General features: G+C 69.2%; 15 protein-coding genes. 5 read left to right on the top strand and 10 right to left on the bottom strand.

Annotated features, from left to right (window positions below; genetic code table 11):
• The 6 genes from WA805_RS25545 to WA805_RS25520 all read right to left on the bottom strand — a co-directional run.
• Positions 1–163 (bottom strand): SDR family NAD(P)-dependent oxidoreductase (locus tag WA805_RS25545; RefSeq protein ID WP_425243613.1); only part of this gene is annotated, 163 nt, incomplete at its 3' end.
• Between the two features lie 65 nt (positions 164–228).
• A complete protein-coding gene (locus tag WA805_RS25540) occupies positions 229–1,395 on the bottom strand; it encodes an alpha-hydroxy-acid oxidizing protein (RefSeq protein ID WP_425243612.1) in 1,167 nt (388 codons plus the stop codon).
• Positions 1,396–1,430: 35 nt separating this feature from the next.
• Positions 1,431–3,017: an AMP-binding protein gene (locus tag WA805_RS25535; protein WP_425243611.1), complete on the bottom strand. Its 1,587-nt coding sequence runs from the start codon at positions 3,015–3,017 to the stop codon at positions 1,431–1,433.
• A complete protein-coding gene (locus tag WA805_RS25530) occupies positions 3,014–4,558 on the bottom strand; it encodes an FAD-binding oxidoreductase (RefSeq protein WP_422286210.1) in 1,545 nt (514 codons plus the stop codon). Before WA805_RS25530 ends, WA805_RS25535 begins: the two co-directional genes overlap by 4 nt.
• A gap of 254 nt (positions 4,559–4,812) precedes the next feature.
• Positions 4,813–4,935 (bottom strand): hypothetical protein, encoded by a 123-nt coding sequence (locus tag WA805_RS25525; protein ID WP_425243610.1) that lies wholly within the window; start codon positions 4,933–4,935, stop codon positions 4,813–4,815.
• Positions 4,936–5,054: 119 nt separating this feature from the next.
• Positions 5,055–5,882, bottom strand: a complete 828-nt coding sequence (locus WA805_RS25520) for an alpha/beta fold hydrolase (protein ID WP_425243609.1) — start codon at positions 5,880–5,882, stop codon at positions 5,055–5,057.
• 270 nt (positions 5,883–6,152) lie between these two features.
• On the opposite strand from WA805_RS25520, the gene WA805_RS25515 reads away from it, so the two are divergent.
• The 5 genes from WA805_RS25515 to WA805_RS25495 all read left to right on the top strand — a co-directional run bounded on the left by WA805_RS25515 (position 6,153) and on the right by WA805_RS25495 (position 10,179).
• Complete coding sequence (locus tag WA805_RS25515) at positions 6,153–6,785, top strand: hypothetical protein (protein ID WP_422277372.1); 633 nt, start codon at positions 6,153–6,155, stop codon at positions 6,783–6,785.
• A 22-nt stretch (positions 6,786–6,807) separates the two neighbouring features.
• Positions 6,808–8,061, top strand: coding sequence for a hypothetical protein (locus WA805_RS25510; RefSeq protein WP_425243608.1), 1,254 nt, complete (start codon positions 6,808–6,810; stop codon positions 8,059–8,061).
• A gap of 32 nt (positions 8,062–8,093) precedes the next feature.
• Positions 8,094–9,065: a hypothetical protein gene (locus WA805_RS25505; RefSeq protein WP_425243607.1), complete on the top strand. Its 972-nt coding sequence runs from the start codon at positions 8,094–8,096 to the stop codon at positions 9,063–9,065.
• Complete coding sequence (locus WA805_RS25500; RefSeq protein WP_422322608.1) at positions 9,022–9,432, top strand: 6-pyruvoyl trahydropterin synthase family protein; 411 nt, start codon at positions 9,022–9,024, stop codon at positions 9,430–9,432. The genes WA805_RS25505 and WA805_RS25500 overlap by 44 nt, the downstream gene beginning before the upstream one ends.
• A 105-nt stretch (positions 9,433–9,537) precedes the next feature.
• Entirely contained in the window at positions 9,538–10,179 is a 642-nt protein-coding gene (locus WA805_RS25495) for a histidine phosphatase family protein (protein WP_422273285.1), read from the top strand.
• A gap of 48 nt (positions 10,180–10,227) precedes the next feature.
• Here the strand turns inward: WA805_RS25495 and WA805_RS25490 are convergent, their stop codons facing one another.
• The 4 genes from WA805_RS25490 to WA805_RS25475 all read right to left on the bottom strand — a co-directional run.
• Entirely contained in the window at positions 10,228–12,621 is a 2,394-nt protein-coding gene (locus tag WA805_RS25490; protein WP_425243606.1) for a CDP-alcohol phosphatidyltransferase family protein, read from the bottom strand.
• A gap of 282 nt (positions 12,622–12,903) precedes the next feature.
• A complete protein-coding gene (locus WA805_RS25485; protein ID WP_424560047.1) occupies positions 12,904–13,599 on the bottom strand; it encodes a GTP cyclohydrolase II in 696 nt (231 codons plus the stop codon).
• A 78-nt stretch (positions 13,600–13,677) separates the two neighbouring features.
• Entirely contained in the window at positions 13,678–14,703 is a 1,026-nt protein-coding gene (locus WA805_RS25480) for a lysylphosphatidylglycerol synthase transmembrane domain-containing protein (protein ID WP_422273291.1), read from the bottom strand.
• A gap of 105 nt (positions 14,704–14,808) precedes the next feature.
• Positions 14,809–15,611: class I SAM-dependent methyltransferase (locus WA805_RS25475; RefSeq protein WP_425243605.1), on the bottom strand; the 803-nt coding region annotated here is incomplete at its 5' end.

Below are 15,611 nucleotides of genomic sequence, written 5' to 3'. Positions count from 1 at the left end.
TGACAGACCCGTCCGCGGCGAGCTTGGCGAGCTCGGCCGAAGAGTGCAGCGCTCCCGCGACCACGTGGGCGCCGCTGGCGGCCAGGGCGCGCGTCACGGCCAGGCCGATGCCCCGGCTCGCGCCCGTCACCACGGCGGTCTGCCCCGTGAGGTCCACGTTCATCATGGCTTCTCCTTCCGGTCCCGTGGTCAAGGGTAACGAGGATCAGGACGCGGCGGGCGGATGACTCAGCGCACCCGGTGAACCGCGTCGCGGTCGAACGCGCTGACAGACGGGTAGCCGTCAACGGCCATGAGCAGGTCGAGTTCGGCGAGCATGCAGCGCAGTACGTGCTCAATCCCTGCCTGACCGCCAACCGCGAGGCCATACGCGTACGGTCGTCCGATGGCCACCGCCCGCGCGCCGAGCGCGAGCGCGATCGCTACGTCGGCCCCGCTGCGCACGCCGGAATCGAAAATCACCGGCACGGCCCCGGCCGCGTCGACGACACCGGGCAGGCAGTCCAGGGCCGGCAGGCCCCCGTTCGCCTGGCGGCCGCCATGGTTCGAGCACCACAGGCCGTCGATTCCCGCGTCGACCGCCCGGCGCGCGTCCTGCGGCGCGCAGACGCCCTTGAGCAGGAGCGGCAGCGACGTCAGTGACCGCAGCCAGGGCAGGTCATCCCACGACAGCCGCTGATTGCCGAACAGCAGCGCCCACTGGCCGGTGGCCGCCTGCATATCCTCCTCTGGCGGCGCGGCGAGGCGGCTGCGGAAGACAGGGTCGCTGGTGTAATTGGCCAGGCACAAGCCCTTCAGCTGCGGGAAGCTCGCCAGCGCCAGGTCGCGCGGCCGCCAGCCCAGTGTCAGGGTGTCCAGCGTGATCACGATGGCCGAGAATCCGGCGGCCTCGGCCCGGCGCACCAGGCTCTCGCACACCTCCCGGTCAGCGGGCGGGTAAAGCTGGAACCACCCAGGAGTATCGCCGAACTCGGCCGTCACGGCCTCCATCGGATCCTGCGACAACGTGGAGGCGACCATCGGCACGCCCATGGCGGCCGCGGCACGCGCGGATGCCAGGTCCCCGTGCCCGTCGGCGGCGCACAGCCCGATCACGCCCACAGGCGCCAGCAGCAGCGGCGTAGCCAGGCGCCGCCCGAACAGCTCCACCGACAAGTCCCGCTCCGCCGCGGCGGCGAGCATCCGCGGCATCAGCCCCCAGCCGTCAAAGGCCCGCACATTCGCGCGCTGGGTCCGTTCGTTCCCCGCGCCGCCCGCGACGTACGACCACATCTCCGGCGACATGCACTCCTCGGCTTGCCGTTCCAGTTCCGCGTACGACATGGGCAACGCCGGGCGCTTGCCGCTCAGCCCGTCGAGATAGATACCGAACTGCCAGTCACCGTAGTTAGCCACGCACCGATTCAAGCGCACCTGGCGCGCTCACCGTGTCATACGCCGCCAACCTGCTTGTCCTGGCCGGCCCATTCCCGCTGGCGCAGGACGAACTTCTGGATCTTGCCAGTGGATGTCTTGGGCAGCGGCCCGAAGGTGATCGCGTCGGGGCACTTGTAGTGGGCCAGCCGGTCGCGGCAGAACGCGATGATCTCTTCGGGCGTGGCCGCGGCGCCCTCGTTAAGGGTGACGAACGCCTTGGGCCGCTCGCCCCAGTGCGGGTGCGGGATCCCGACGACCGCGCACTCCAGCACGGCGGGGTGGGCGCAGATCGCCTGCTCGACTTCGATGCTGGAGATGTTCTCGCCGCCGGAGATGATGATGTCCTTGCCGCGGTCGCGTAGCTCGATGTTGCCGTCGGGATGCCACACGGCGAGGTCGCCGGAATGGAACCAGCCGCCGGCGAACGCCTTTCCGGTGGCCTCCTCGTCGTCGAAGTAGCCGCTCATGACGTTGTTCCCGCGCATGACCACTTCGCCCATGGTCGTCCCGTCCAGCGGCACGTCGTTCATCTGCTCGTCGACGACCCGGACCAGGTCAGAGGTGGGATAGGCCTGTCCCTGGCGCGCCAGGTACCTCGCGCGCTGCTCGATGGGGAGCTCACGCCAGGCGTCCTGCTCCGGGCAAACGGTGACCGGTCCGTAGGTCTCGGTCAGGCCGTACACGTGCACGACGCGGAAGTTCAGCTCGCTCATCCGGGCGAACAACGTCGGCGAGGGCGGAGCCGCCGCCACCATCGCGGTCACCGGCCGGTCCAGTGGATGGGCCCGCGGATGGTTCAGCACCATCAGCTGAACGGTGGGCGCCCCGTTGTAGTGCGTCACGCCCTCACTGTCGATCAGCCCCCACACCAGGCCGGGGTCCACCGCCCGCATGGTCACGTGGCGCGCCGCCACCGCGGTGACGGCCCACGGGAAGCACCAGCCGTTGCAGTGGAACATCGGCAGCGTCCACAAGTACACCGAGTCGGCGCTCAAGCCGCCCACGATGACCTCGCTCAGCGCGTTCAGGTACGCGCCGCGGTAGGTGTACTGCACGCCTTTGGGCCGGCCGGTCGTGCCGGAGGTGTAATTGATCGAGATCGTCTCTTCTTCGTGCTCCAGCCAGCTGGCCGGCATCTCCGGCGAGGCGGCGGCAAGGAACTCCTCATACGGATCCGCCGGACCTGCCCCTGCTGTGCCCGCGTAGCGGATCACGGTCACCCCGGTCAGGTCCGCGGGCGCGGCCAGCGCCTCGAGCCCGGCGTCCAGGAGCAGGTACCGCGCGCCGCTGTGCCGCAGGATGTAGCCGACCTCCGCGCTGGCCAGCCGGTTATTGACCGCGACAAGGACCCCGCCCGCCGCGGGCACGCCGAAATGCGCCTCCAGCATCGGCGCCGAGTTGAACAGCAGCGTGGCGACCCGGTCTCCCTTGCGGAGCCCGGCCGATCGCAGCGCGTTAGCCAGCCGCCACGACCGCTCCGCCAGCTCCCGGTAGGAGTACCGCCGGCCACCGTCCACGACCGCGGTCTTCTCCGGGTAGATGTACGCCGCCCGGGACAGGAAATCGACCGGGTTGAGCTCGCTGCGGTACACCTTGCTCATCGCCGTCCTCCTTCGCTGCCGCGGCTCACGGCTCCTGGCTCAAGCAAGACTCCCGGGTTCATGATGCCGGACGGGTCGAGTTCGGCCTTGACGCCACGGAGCGCGTCGGCGAACAACCCTGGCACCTCACGCAGGTACCACCGGCGGTGGTCGCGGCCGACGGCGTGGTGATGCGTGATCGTGCCGCCGAGCGCGGCGATCGCCTCCGCGGCCGCCACCTTGATCTCGTCCCACTGCCGCAGTTCCTGGCCGGGACGGCCAGGCGCGTAGACCGAGTAATACGGCGCCGGGCCGTCCGGATACACGTAGGCGAAACGGCACGAGACCACGCCACCGCCGCACACCTCGCGCACCGCCTGCCTCGTGGCCGCCAGCACCCCCTCGTGGAACTCCCAGAAGCGATCCCAGGTAACTGCGGTCTCGAAGGTCTCGCTGATCAGCCCAAGCCGGATCAAGCCATCCCGCAGATACCCGCCGCGCAGGAACGCCGCCCGCCAGGTCGCGGCCGGGTCGCTTCCTCCGCCGTGCACCTCGCCGCGGTGGCTGCCGCAGATCTCCAGCGCCCGGGCGAGCCACGGGTCCAGCTCGTGATCCGCCGACTCGAAGCCGAGCACCAGGATGGAACGTGACCCGTCGCCGCTGCCCGACATCAGCGCCTCATCGTGGCCGAGCAGGCGGCAGTTAGCCGGATTGAGCCCGGACTGGGCGATCTCCGTGACCGCCTGCACCGCATCGCGGAAATCGGCGAAAGAAACCGAGGCGCCGGCCCGGAACCTCGGGCGTCGCTGCACGCGCACCCAGGCCTCGGTGATCACGCCGAGCGTGCCTTCTGAGCCGCAGAACAGCCGTTCAGGCGATGGCCCGGCACCAGAAGCCGGCAGCCGCCTGGTCTGCAGGACACCGCGCGGCGTCACGACTCGGACGGCCTCGACGAACTCATCGATATGGGTGTGCAGCGTCGCGAAATGGCCGCCCGAGCGCGTCGCGATCCAGCCGCCCAGCGTCGACCACTCGAATGACTGCGGGAAGTGCCGCAACGTCAGCCCGTGCGGCTTCAGCTCGGCCTCCAGCGCCGGACCGAGTGTGCCGGCCGCGATCCGCGCGGCCAGCGAGGTTCTGTCGACCTCCAGCACCCCGTTCAGATTGCGGAGATCGACGCTGACCGCTCCGCGATAGCCGTCGCCTACGTCGGGCTCCACGCCGCCGACCACGCTGGAGCCGCCGCCAAACGGGATCGCCGCGACCCCGGCATCGCCGCACCAGTCGAGTACCGACACCAGCTCGCCCTCGTCGCGAGGGAAGGCGACCAGATCGGGCGCGTGCGCGTAATCCCGGCGGAAGGCGCGCACCAGATCGCGGAACGACCGGCCGTACGTATGCGCGGCCCGGTCGTACAGGCCGGCGCTGAACACCGCCTCGAGCGACGCCGGCGGCGCCACTCGTGGCGCGCGCAGATCCAGCTCCTCCACCCGAGGCGGTTCCTGCATCCGCACGTCAGCGAGACCGAGGCGGTCGGCGAAGACGGCTCCGAGCTGCTCCACCTCACTCGCCGCCAGCCCTTCCCCTTCCAGGCCCCAGCCCCAGAAATTACGCCGTGCCGCTGGCCGCGACAGCCCTGCAGCTGCCCCGTCGCCTGTACCGTCAGCCCCCACTGCCACGCCTCCCAACAGCACGGTCGCGTATGTGCGGCTGCGCTATCTCTTAACTCTTACCTCATACCTCGTGGCGCCGACGACACGCTAGAGGCAAGACTGGGGTGGACCGGCTCCGCTGACCGTAAGGAAGCGACATGACGTCAACTGGTACAGGCGACGAACTCAGCTTCGCCCGCGACATCAGGCCGCTGTTCCGCGAGAAGGACCGCGACTCGATGATGCGTGCATTCGACCTGTTCGATTACGCGGATGTCGTCGAGCATGCGACGCCATCGTCGGCATGCTGCGCAGCGGCAAGATGCCGTGCGACGGAGCGTGGCCCGCCTCCCAGGTAGACAAGCTCCAGCAGTGGATTGACCAGGGCAAGCCCGCCTGAGTTCAGTTAAATGGCGCATGGCACTTCCAGAACGGCAAGGTCACTGAGATCCTGACAGTCCAGGACCGGTTCGCGATCCTGAAGCAGATCGGGTACCTCCCGGAAAGCGTGCACGCCGCCTAAGTGCCGAGCCGATCGGCGCGCCGCGTCGCCAAGGATGACCGCCAGCTCCCGCGCGCGTGACCACATCGGCCAGTGGCCGGTCGGCAGATCGACGTAGCTGACGTCACGCAGCTCAGCCAGCTCGCCGACCCACGGATGATTGGCTTCGACGGCAGCCTTGACCTGATTCGACGACATCGACGCGCACACCACGATGCTCGGCACATCCACCCGCCGCTCGTCAGCCAGCCGCGGCGTCTCGCGCAGGGCCGCACCCGGCTCAGGCACGGCGCGCTCTCGGAAGGCCGCCAGCTGCTCGCCGCTGAGGCCTTGCAGGCTGCTGCCGCCTGCTTCCAGCTCTGGCCACGAGGGCAGCGGCAACTCGGTCGCGTCGAAGGCGGCGTCCAGCGCGTGGGCCGCAGGCCCGGAATCGACGTAGACCATAGCCGCGAGCTGGTCGGGAATGCGGTCGCTCGCGGCGTAGCCAGGAACACCTGCCCCGCTGTGCACGGCGAGCACAACCGGCGCGCCTTTCGCGGTCACCGTCTGGCAGATCGCCTCGATGTGGTCGGACAGGGTGATCGCCGACCGGTCGGTGTCCGGGGACTCCAGTCCCGGCAGCGTGATCGCGGTGACGTCATGGCCGTCGGAACGCAACGCGGCGACAACATCGTCCCACGCCCAGGCACCGAGCCAGAATCCAGGGACGAGCACTATCGGAGCGGTGGTCACACCCGCGAGGCTACTCGCGCCGCGATGACGCCCGGCAGCCTGTCCTTCACCTCCGGCTCATCGTCGGACCAGTCAGAGGCGCGTGCTGAGCGGCTGCGTGCCGCGGATCCCTCCTCGCCAGCCACCGGCCCTGAGCGGCGTGGCCAGCATCACACGTCCGCTGCGCGCGGCATCCAATCCCGCAGGGAGCTCAGCTACGTAATTGTGCTGACAGTTACTTGAAAGCGCAACCTGGCGCTGTCGGGCCGCGCTAGAGGGGAGAGCAACGCAGTGCGGAACTTTGTGGCGAAGCGGATGTCGGCGCGGGCCCGGCTGGCCGCCGGGGCGGGCAGTGCTTTTGGCGTGGCGCTGCTGGTGGCGGCCTGCAGCACCGGAAGCAGCGGTACCGCAGCGGCGGGCAGCAGCTCGCCGGCCGGGGCGTCGTCCTCGAGCGCCGCCGCCGGCGGTTCGGGTTCTACGGTCATCACGACCGTCTCATCGTCGGCGGGCACGTTCCTGGCCAATAGCTCGGGTCACGCGGTGTACCTGTGGACCAAGGACAGCAACGGCATGTCAGCCTGCTCGGGGGCGTGCGCGGGCGCGTGGCCGCCGGTGACGACCACCGGTACGGTGACCGCGTCCGGCGAAGCAAAGTCCAGCGACCTGAGCACGATCACCCGATCGGACGGCACCAAGCAGGTGACCTACGACGGGCACCCGCTGTACTTTTTCTCCGGCGATTCCGGCCCGGGAATGGCTAGCGGGCAGGGCAACGACGGGTTCGGGGCGAAGTGGTGGCTGGTTTCCCCGTCCGGCAGCGACGTCACCTCCGCCGTGAGCGCTTTCACCATGAGCGGGTCCGGGACCTCGCCGGCGCCGGCCGCGACTCCCACGTCGTCGAGCGCGGGCGGCGGCTGGTCCTGACCCGGCGATCCACGACACTGCGATGACAGCGTTCCTGAGCCGGATGAGGGGCAGCGGAACCCACCAGACCCGGCCCGAGGGGGGAGTATCGGCACCTCCCCTCGGGCCGGCCCGGCCGGTCGGCCAGTGGGGTTTCACCGGAGTCGCGGTCACTTCGCTGGGCGGGCCGCTAGCCCTCGCGGCGCTATACGCGCCGTCGATCGCCGCCGGCGCGTCCTCCTCTGCGGGGCTGGCGATGGTCGCGGCGGCCGTGGCGTTCGGCTTCCCGCTGGCGATCTGGCTGGGTTACGCCCGGCACGTGAGCAGCTCCGGCGGCTTGTACTCATTCACCGAGGCTGCGGCCGGCCGCAGGGTCGCCCTGGTGCAGGCCGGCTTGTGGGCGCTGAGCTACCTGCTGTACGTCGTGTACACCACGGCCCAGATCGTCTACGACACGCTGCCCGCGGTGCTGCCCGGCGAGCAGCGGTACCAGACCCCGCTCGAGATCGTCATCCCGGTCGTGCTCGCGGGCGTGATGATCGCAGGCCGCCGCACGGCGCTGCTGGTCATCGGGCTGCTGGCGGCTGGGCAGCTCGCCCTCGCGGCGGCGCTGGCGGGCACGACGGTAGCGAACCTCACGACTCCGTCCGGGAGCTTTGTGGGGTCCGCGCCGGCCGGGTCGCTTGCCATCGCGAGCGGGCAGACCGCGCTGCTGTATATCTGCGGCAGTCTGCCGTTCTTCATGGGCGGCGAGCTGGGCGGCAACCTGCGCCAGGCATCCCGCACCTCGCGGCGCGGCGTGCTCGGCGCCTACCTCGCGACCGTCGTCGTCATCATCGCCGCCGTCGCGCCGCTGGCCGCCGACCCGGCGCTGATGCACGCCCCGATCCCCGGGATGGCCGTGGCGCAGCGGTTCGTCGGGCATGGCTTCGCCGTCGCCGTGGGGATCGGCGTAGCGGTCAGCGTGGCCGGGGTCATCCTGGTGGAGTATCTCGCGCTGAGCCGGCTGACCGCCGCGGTCACCTCATGGCCGCTGCGCCGTGTCGTCATCGGCATCGGCGCCGTCATGGTCGCCGCCGCGCCGGTGCTGCTCATCAACCCTGACCGGATCTACGATGCGCTGCTCACGCCCTCGCTGTTCGCGCTGTGGCTCAGCCAGCTCGTCACCTTCGCCGTCTACCCGAGGTTCGTCGCCCGGCACGGCGGCCGGATGGTGCCCGCCTGGGTGCTGACGGCCGGTGCCGCTGCCCTGGCTGTCTACGGACTGTGGACGACGATCCAGACCACGTCCATCTGACCCACGGATTGATGGCGAGTAGAATGTGCTGCGTGCCCGCGCGCGCGCTATTTCATACCGCGCCGCGCTGCGTGGCGATCAGGGAACTGGCCACACCGCAGCCTGCGGCCGGTGAGGTCCTTGTCCGCACCTTGTGCTCTGGCATCAGCGGTGGCACCGAACGGCTGGTGTACCGCGGCGAGGTACCTGCCGAGTTGGCGCTGGACGACACGATCGACGCGCTGAGCGATACCTTCTCCTATCCCTTCGCCTATGGCTATGCGTGCGTCGGCCAAGTAGCGGAGTCCGACCAGACGGTCTTCGCGTTCCATCCGCACCAGGACGTCTTCGCGGCACCGGCCAGTGAACTGATTCCGCTGCCTCCCATCGATCCCGCATCCGCCACCTTGTTCCCGCTGGTCGAAACGGCATTGCAGGTGACGCTCGATGCCGGGGCTGGATATCGCGAGCGGGTCATCGTGCTCGGCGCCGGCGTGCTCGGGCTGCTGACCGCCCTGTTGTTGCAGCGCTCCGGGTGGCGTCCTCTGATCGCCGAGCCGCAGCCGTGGCGCCGCGACATGGCCGACAGTCTCGGCGCCACCGCCGCAGCGCCGGAGGAGCTGGCGGAACAGAAAGTGCCGCTGGTCATTGACGCCAGCGGTAACCCGGATGCGCCAGCCATGGCGCTGAACATTCTGGCCCACGAGGGAACCCTGCTGATCGCATCGTGGTTCGGTACCAAACCAGTGGTCCTGCCGCTGGGCGGCGCCTTCCACCGGCGGCGTCTGATCATCCGCAGCACTCAGGTTTCGACGGTGCCGGCCCGGCTGTCCGGGACCTGGACCCGGTCCCGGCGCAGGCAGGAAACCATTGAGCTGCTGACTGAACTACCGTTGGCACAGCTGTGCACCCACGTCTTCGCCTTCAGCCAGGCAGCCGAGGCGTTCCGAGCCGTAGACAAGGGGACACCGGGACTGATGCATGCCGTTCTTGACTACGACAGGAGTGCTGCCGGTGACGTGTGAAGTCGGGTTGAGCCGAAGCGTCCATGCTTTCCACATCATGCCGGGACTGCCCGGTCCGGAGGGGCAACTGCATGATCATGACTACCGGATTGAGGTCGTGGTGGACCGTGAGCAGCTCGACGACCGGGGTATGGTCTGTGATCTGGATGTACTGGAAGCGGCGCTGACCAAGCTGACCAGCCAGGTCGAAGACCGCAACCTGGAGGAGATACGCCCAGCCGAGGCCGAGGCGGTCACAGTTGAGGTGTTCGCCCGCTGGGTGCATGACAGCCTCGCGCCCGCCGTCGCTGCCGCGGGAGGCGAGGGGCTAGCAGTGCGGGTGTGGGAAACTCCCGTCGCGTTCGGCGGATACCACGCACGATGCTGACGCCTGCCTCACCTGGGCGACCTGGCAATCCTGACGGGCCGATACCTCGTACTTCATAGGCGCAACCCTGACACAACACTTTCGTCATCCTCGCGGGACAGCCAAATGACACTGGGTTGGGACAACCCCACAGCACCTCCCACCACCACTATCCTGCTGCGGCACGGCGATACCCCGCTGTCACCCGAACACCGCTTCAGCGGGCTGTGCGACGTCCCGCTGAGCGCCAGCGGAACCCGGCAGGCCCGGGCCGCCGCCTGCCGCCTCGCTACCGGTGCCCCGATCGACGCGGTGGTCAGCTCGCCATTGCAGCGCGCTGCCGCCACCGCCGCCATTGCGGCGGGCGAACTGGGCTTGACCGCAGTCATCGACGATGATCTGCGTGAAACCGACTTTGGTGAGTGGGATGGCTTCGCCCTGGCAGAAATCCAGCAGCGCTGGCCCGCAGCCGCGGCAGCCTGGCGACGTGACCCCGAGCAGGCGCCACCGGGCGGCGAGAGCTTCGCTGCCACCGCACACCGGGTAAACCGGGCCTGTGATCGGGTGCTGCGGGACCACGACGGCAAGACCGTCCTGATGGTAAGCCATATCACGCCGATCAAAATCCTGCTTTGCCGGGCTCTCGGCGTCCCGCTTGGCACCCTTTACCGGCTATATCTCGGCTCCGCCTGCATCAACGAAATCCAATGGCACGGCCGCGAATTCGCCGCCGTCCATCGGGTCAACGACACCAGCCACCTTCCGTGACTCAGCGGGCCCTGGTCTTATCGGTTCCGCGCGTCAGAAGGGAAGGCGTCACCGCCCTGAGGTCCCGCTGACCGGGGCAGTTCCGGGTGCTGCGAGTCCGGGCGCCAACGCCGCGTTGGACGAGGCCGTGCCGAAGGCGTCGAGAAACTGGTTACGGAAGGCGTTCATTGGCACGAGCGGAGCGGAGCTGCTGGGCAGCATCCCGTCCTGCCAGCGCCAGGAGGCAATCTGCCGGAACACAGACGGGTCGTGGGCGATGATCGAGATCGGCACCTCGTGACTGGTACGTCCGGGGGTGCTGATGGGGGTGTCGGGTTCCTCATCGCCGAGCAGGATGAGCACGAGATTTGGGTCGTTGAGCTCGGTGACCCATGAGGTGAGGGCCTGCATCGTGTACTGCATCGACGTGCTGTAGAACTGGCGCTCGAGGTTGGCGTTGCCCTGGACCGTGGTCCGGGATGGGCCCTTAGCGGGCATGGGGTCGAATATTGAGCCGTCGCCAACCTTGTTCCAGGGCACCATGGTCGGCAACGGGGCCCACGGCCAGTGCGAGGAGGTCAGGTCGATCTCGGCCATCACCGGCTTGTGGCCGGGGGCAAGTTCGAGCCGCTGGAACGCGGAGAGGGCGTACTGGTCGGGCATCGGAGAGTAACTGAAGGTCGGTCCGTGGTAGCCAACGTTGTAGCGGCTGAGGAGCTGGTCGTAGTGGAAAAAGGACTTGCCGGGCGGCCAGGCCCCATTAGTGGGGCTGTCGCTGACGGTGTGCCATCCGGCCTTGTCAAAGGCGTCGCTGAGGGTGAACCGGCTGGTGCCGAGGAGCTCGGCATACCGCTGAGTGCTGTTGACCCACACCCCCGCCTGCAGGGTGGAATGGGCGAGTTGACTGGTCCCGCCGTAGCTTGGGGCGTTAACCCAGGCGCTCTGTGTGGACCAGCCCGCGCTGGCCAGCGATGCGTTGTCCTGGCGGACGGCGGCGTCGATGCCTGGAGAGAAGGTCGTGCCCTGGAGCGAAACCTGTCCGTAGCTCTCGACGAAGGCGATGATGACGTCCTTGCCGCGCAGTCCGGTGAGCAGGTCCGAGGCGGGGACGCGGGCTTCTGGGTCGGAGCTGTGGATGGTCTGCTCGAAAAGGCGCTGGTCGGCGAATGCTGCCTGGGTGGCGCGCACCTGCGCGACGGCCAGCCCGGCGGCGCTGGTGGAGGCGACCGGGGATCCCGGGACAAGTTGCAGTGACAGGCCTGCGCACACTGCCCAGACCGCTGTGAGTGCAGCGAGGCCGCGAACCGTGGCGCGGCGATGGCGGGCGGCCACAGTGGTGATGTGAATCGTTGCCGCGGTGATCGCGCAGGCGAGCAGGATGAGACCGAGACCGAGCACGGCGAGCGCTACGTCTGTGAGCGTGGGGCCGATCGAGTCGCGGATCACGCCCAGAGCCGAGCCGATGCTGCCCCAGTCAAACACCGGGTTGAACGCGCGGTCGTCGAATTCGTAAAAGGCTATGTTGAGGATCTTGGCGAAGGTGAGCACGCCGAGCAGGACTCCGGCGACGGCGGCCACGATCCGTCGCGGCCAGGGGGGCAGCACCAGCGCGACAGCAACCAGGACCAGCCCCTCCAGGGGGATGCGGGCAAAGGCGGCGGGGGTGAACAGCCAGGCACGGTCGGGCGCAAGGAGGTCACTCCACAAGAGCGCGATCGCGAGCACGCCAATGGCCACCCGCAGTGCCAGGCGAGTGCGCGGGCCGGCGCCGGTGCGGTACAGCCAGATCACGTCGTGGCCGAACGACTCGGCCAGGAGCAGCAACGCGGCGGCAACCGCGATCATCCCGGTGCGGCGGTCGACCAGTCCGGATGCGGCGATAGTGAGCACGATGCCCTGGACCGCGGCCACGACCTTGCGCCAGTACCGGGGTGGCAACGGCGCGGCCAGCCACGGGATCAGCCAGCCCGCCAGCAGCAGCGCGTAGGGAGCGGCGCCGATGACCAGCACCCAGCTGCCATACGCCTGCGACACGACGATGCTGAGCAGCAGGATGAGGAAGGCGTCGACCTGGCCATCGATACGGCCGCCCAGTGAGGTGGCGGTGCCGGTCCGGCGCGCCACCTGCCCGTCCACCGCGTCGAGCGCTAGCGCGACGGCGGAAAGGGTAACCAGCGCTGTGCTCGACACCGGCCGGCCCAGCGACAACGAGGCGGCGACCAGGCCCGCGACCCCGGCGCACAACACCGCCCGGGTCAGGGTGACCCAGTCCGCCGGGAATATCTCCGGCTGATCGCTCCGCAGGCGGGCGATGACGATCAGCGCCGTCGCAGCCCAGCCGGCGGCCAGCCCGGCGATCCAGCCAGCGACGCCGAGACTGGCGGCGACGGACACGACGCCGAGCAGAGCGGCTGTGGAGAGCACCCCCAGGATCGCCGCGAGCCGGATCGTACCCTGAACCACCGGGCGAGTTGCCTGCACCGCGCTTTCATCCGCCGCGCTTTCATCCGCCGCGCTTTCATCCGCCGCGCTTTCATCCGCCGCGCTTTCATCCGCCGGGCGAATCGCACGCATCGCGCCTCCATCTGTGTAGCCGGGCCGACATCGCCCGCCGGAGTGGGATCCACCCGCGGTGCGGCTGGAATGGGAGCTCGAACACCACCGTCAACAGGGTGGCCGCCGTCGTACGTGCTGCAGGAGCGGCTGGCACGGTGGCAGGCGGTGGATGCTTGAGGACGTCTGTCATCAGGCCTCGAACCCCAGGTCTGCGGGACCGGCGAGCGGACCGGTGGGCCGGCGCGGCCTGCCAGCGTGGTCAAAACTCCGCGACAGCAGATCATGCCCGCCACGCTGGGCCTTGGTGGCCAGGTAGGCGGCGTTGGCCCCGGTAAGGTGCAGCGCGGTGGGGACTCGGCTGGCGATCGTGATGCCCAGACGGGCCAGCTGAGTACCCTTGTCCGGGTTGTTGCTCAGCAGCGCGATGCGGTCGGCGCCGAGCGCGTGCAGCATCTGGGCCGCGCTGGTGTAGTCGCGCTCGTCGGCCTGGTGACCGAGCGCTAGATTCGCGTCGTAGGTATCCAGACCACGATCTTGCAGCGCATAGGCGTCGAGTTTGTCGTACAGTCCGATGCCGCGCCCTTCCTGACGCAGATACAGCACATAGCCGCCGTGCTTGGTGATCCGCTCGACCGCTTCGCGCAGTTGCGGCCCGCAGTCGCACCGCTGGCTGCCGAATACGTCACCGGTGAGGCATTCACTGTGCAGGCGCACCAGCGGCAGCGCGGCCGCGGCGGGCCGACCAAGTTCCAGGGCCACGTGCTGCTGAGCATCGATCAGGCCGACGAAGCTGACGACGGTGGCAGCGGATGAATAGCCGTCAGCGAAGCGCAACGGGATGCGAATACGCCTGCGGATCGCTGCCGCCTGGACTGCTTCGGTCACGGGACGAGCCGTTCGGCCTCGCGCCAGGTCGAGGGCGCCGTCAGCGGCGTGCCGAGGCCGGCCGCCAGGTATGGCCGGTCAATCACGAACGACCTCCAACGCCCGCGGCGCCGGATCGGGTCGTCTCGACTCGCCCGATTGTCCCTGGTCGCGACGGCGGCGAACGGCGTCTCCCACCAGCAGGCCAGCGCCCGGGGCAACCGCGATCAGCATGAGTACCGCATAGAGAGTGGTGATCGTGATCCCGGTGGCCGCGCCGAGCCCGGCCGCGGCGAAGGCCCAGGCGGCGACTCCTTCCCTTAGCCCCCACCCGCCGATACCAAGGGGGATCACCGTTGCAGTCTGGACCACCATCAACAGCACGAGCAGTTCGCCCAGGGGTGCGGTGCTGCCGGCGACCCGGGCCGCGATGACGAACGTGGCCGTGTGCCCGGCGACGACCAGCACCGAGGACAGCGCGAGCTGGGGCCACACGTGCGGGGCCAGTATGCCGTGGCGCAGGTCATCGGCAACGGCCCGCACGGCGCGAGTCAGCCGGGACCGGCCGCGGCGATCAGTGTGCCTCGCGACCAGCGCAGCACACCCGGCTGCACCCGCGACACCCGCGACACCTGCGAGAACATACGGCAGCGCCGGCCGGACCGGCGAGGTCAGGGTCAGCAACACCACGACGGTCACCACGGCCTGGATGACCTGGCCGCACAGCCGTTCCCACGCCACCGCTCGCAGCCCCAGTACCACGTCTCCGCTGCGCCGGCCGTGCGTGACGGCCCGGTGCACGTCGCCGAGAACCCCGCCGATGAGCACGGAGTTGAGGAACAGGGAGCGGTAGTAGGAGCGGACTGCGGCTGGCAAACCAATGCCCATGCCGAGCGCTTGGGCGGCGACCCGCCATCGCCAGGCCGAACACACCGTGGTCAGGGCAGTGAGCGTGACGGCAGCCACGATCGCCGGCCAGGTGACCGCGCGCAGCCCGTCCTTGAACGGTGCCGAGCCCAACTGCCGCCAGAGAAACCACAGCACGGTGACGGCTGTGGCAAGTCGCAGCAACGGCAAGCCGAGGCGGCGGAGGACCCGACCAGTCCGGACCGGATCTGAGGACACCCTGGCCATAGTAGGTACTACGGATTGAGCAGGTTCTACGGATTGGCTTGGACACATCTTTCAACACTCTTACTACGACAGAAGGCGGCCTAGTGGCCGGATCCGCTAACCCGGCGAGCGGCCCGCGAAGTCAAGCTGGTGAGCGATGTAGACCAGATCGCCCGCAGCCAGCTGCCGACAGCGCACGGCCAGCCAGTCGGCCAGGTCCGCCGGTTCCACCCAATCCGGGCGATCACGCAACGCGTCCCGGATCGTATCGAGGATCTTGCGCAGGAAGTAAGCCTCATCGGCCGGGTAGTTCCCGTCCCAGGCTGGGTGCACGACCCAGTCCGACGACCCCGCCGCCAGCGCGGGCGCCCTCGCATACCGCAGGTGGTGAAACAGGAGTCGGCCTGTCCGGCTTTCCCCGGCCGGCCGGCCGTAGCGGACGCGCTCGTCCATGTCACGGTGGTACGCCCGCATGACCTGGTCGTCGAGCGGATGACCCGGCTCGAAGATGGTCTCGCCGTCGTAGTTGATCGTGAACCAGTAGACGCCGCCGGGGACCAGCAACCGCAACAATCCGGGCACGACGGCCGGCACGTCCACCAGGTCCAGGACGGCGTTGGCGATCAGCACATCGGTCCGCGCCCCGTGAGCGGCCTCCAGGTAACTGCCGAGCTCGGCGTGCACCAGGCGCACCCGCAGATCACCCACCTGCAGCCCATCCGGCAGCAGGTCGGTGCGCAGGCCTCGCGCGGCCGCCCAATCGCGCAGCCACCGGCGCGAGCGATCCAGCAGCTGCCGATCCGCATCCAGCAGGATGTACTCGCCGGCGCCGACAACGCCCCAGTCCAGCAGACGGGCCACCATCGTCCCCAGGCCGGCGCCGACCTCCAGCACCTGCTGCGCACCCGCGGTCATCAGGC

The sequence above is a fragment of the Trebonia sp. genome (assembly GCF_049794275.1).
Lineage (GTDB): Bacteria > Actinomycetota > Actinomycetes > Streptosporangiales > Streptosporangiaceae > Trebonia.
The sequence above is the reverse complement of the archived record's forward strand: the minus strand, read 5'-3'. Positions and strand labels throughout refer to the sequence as shown.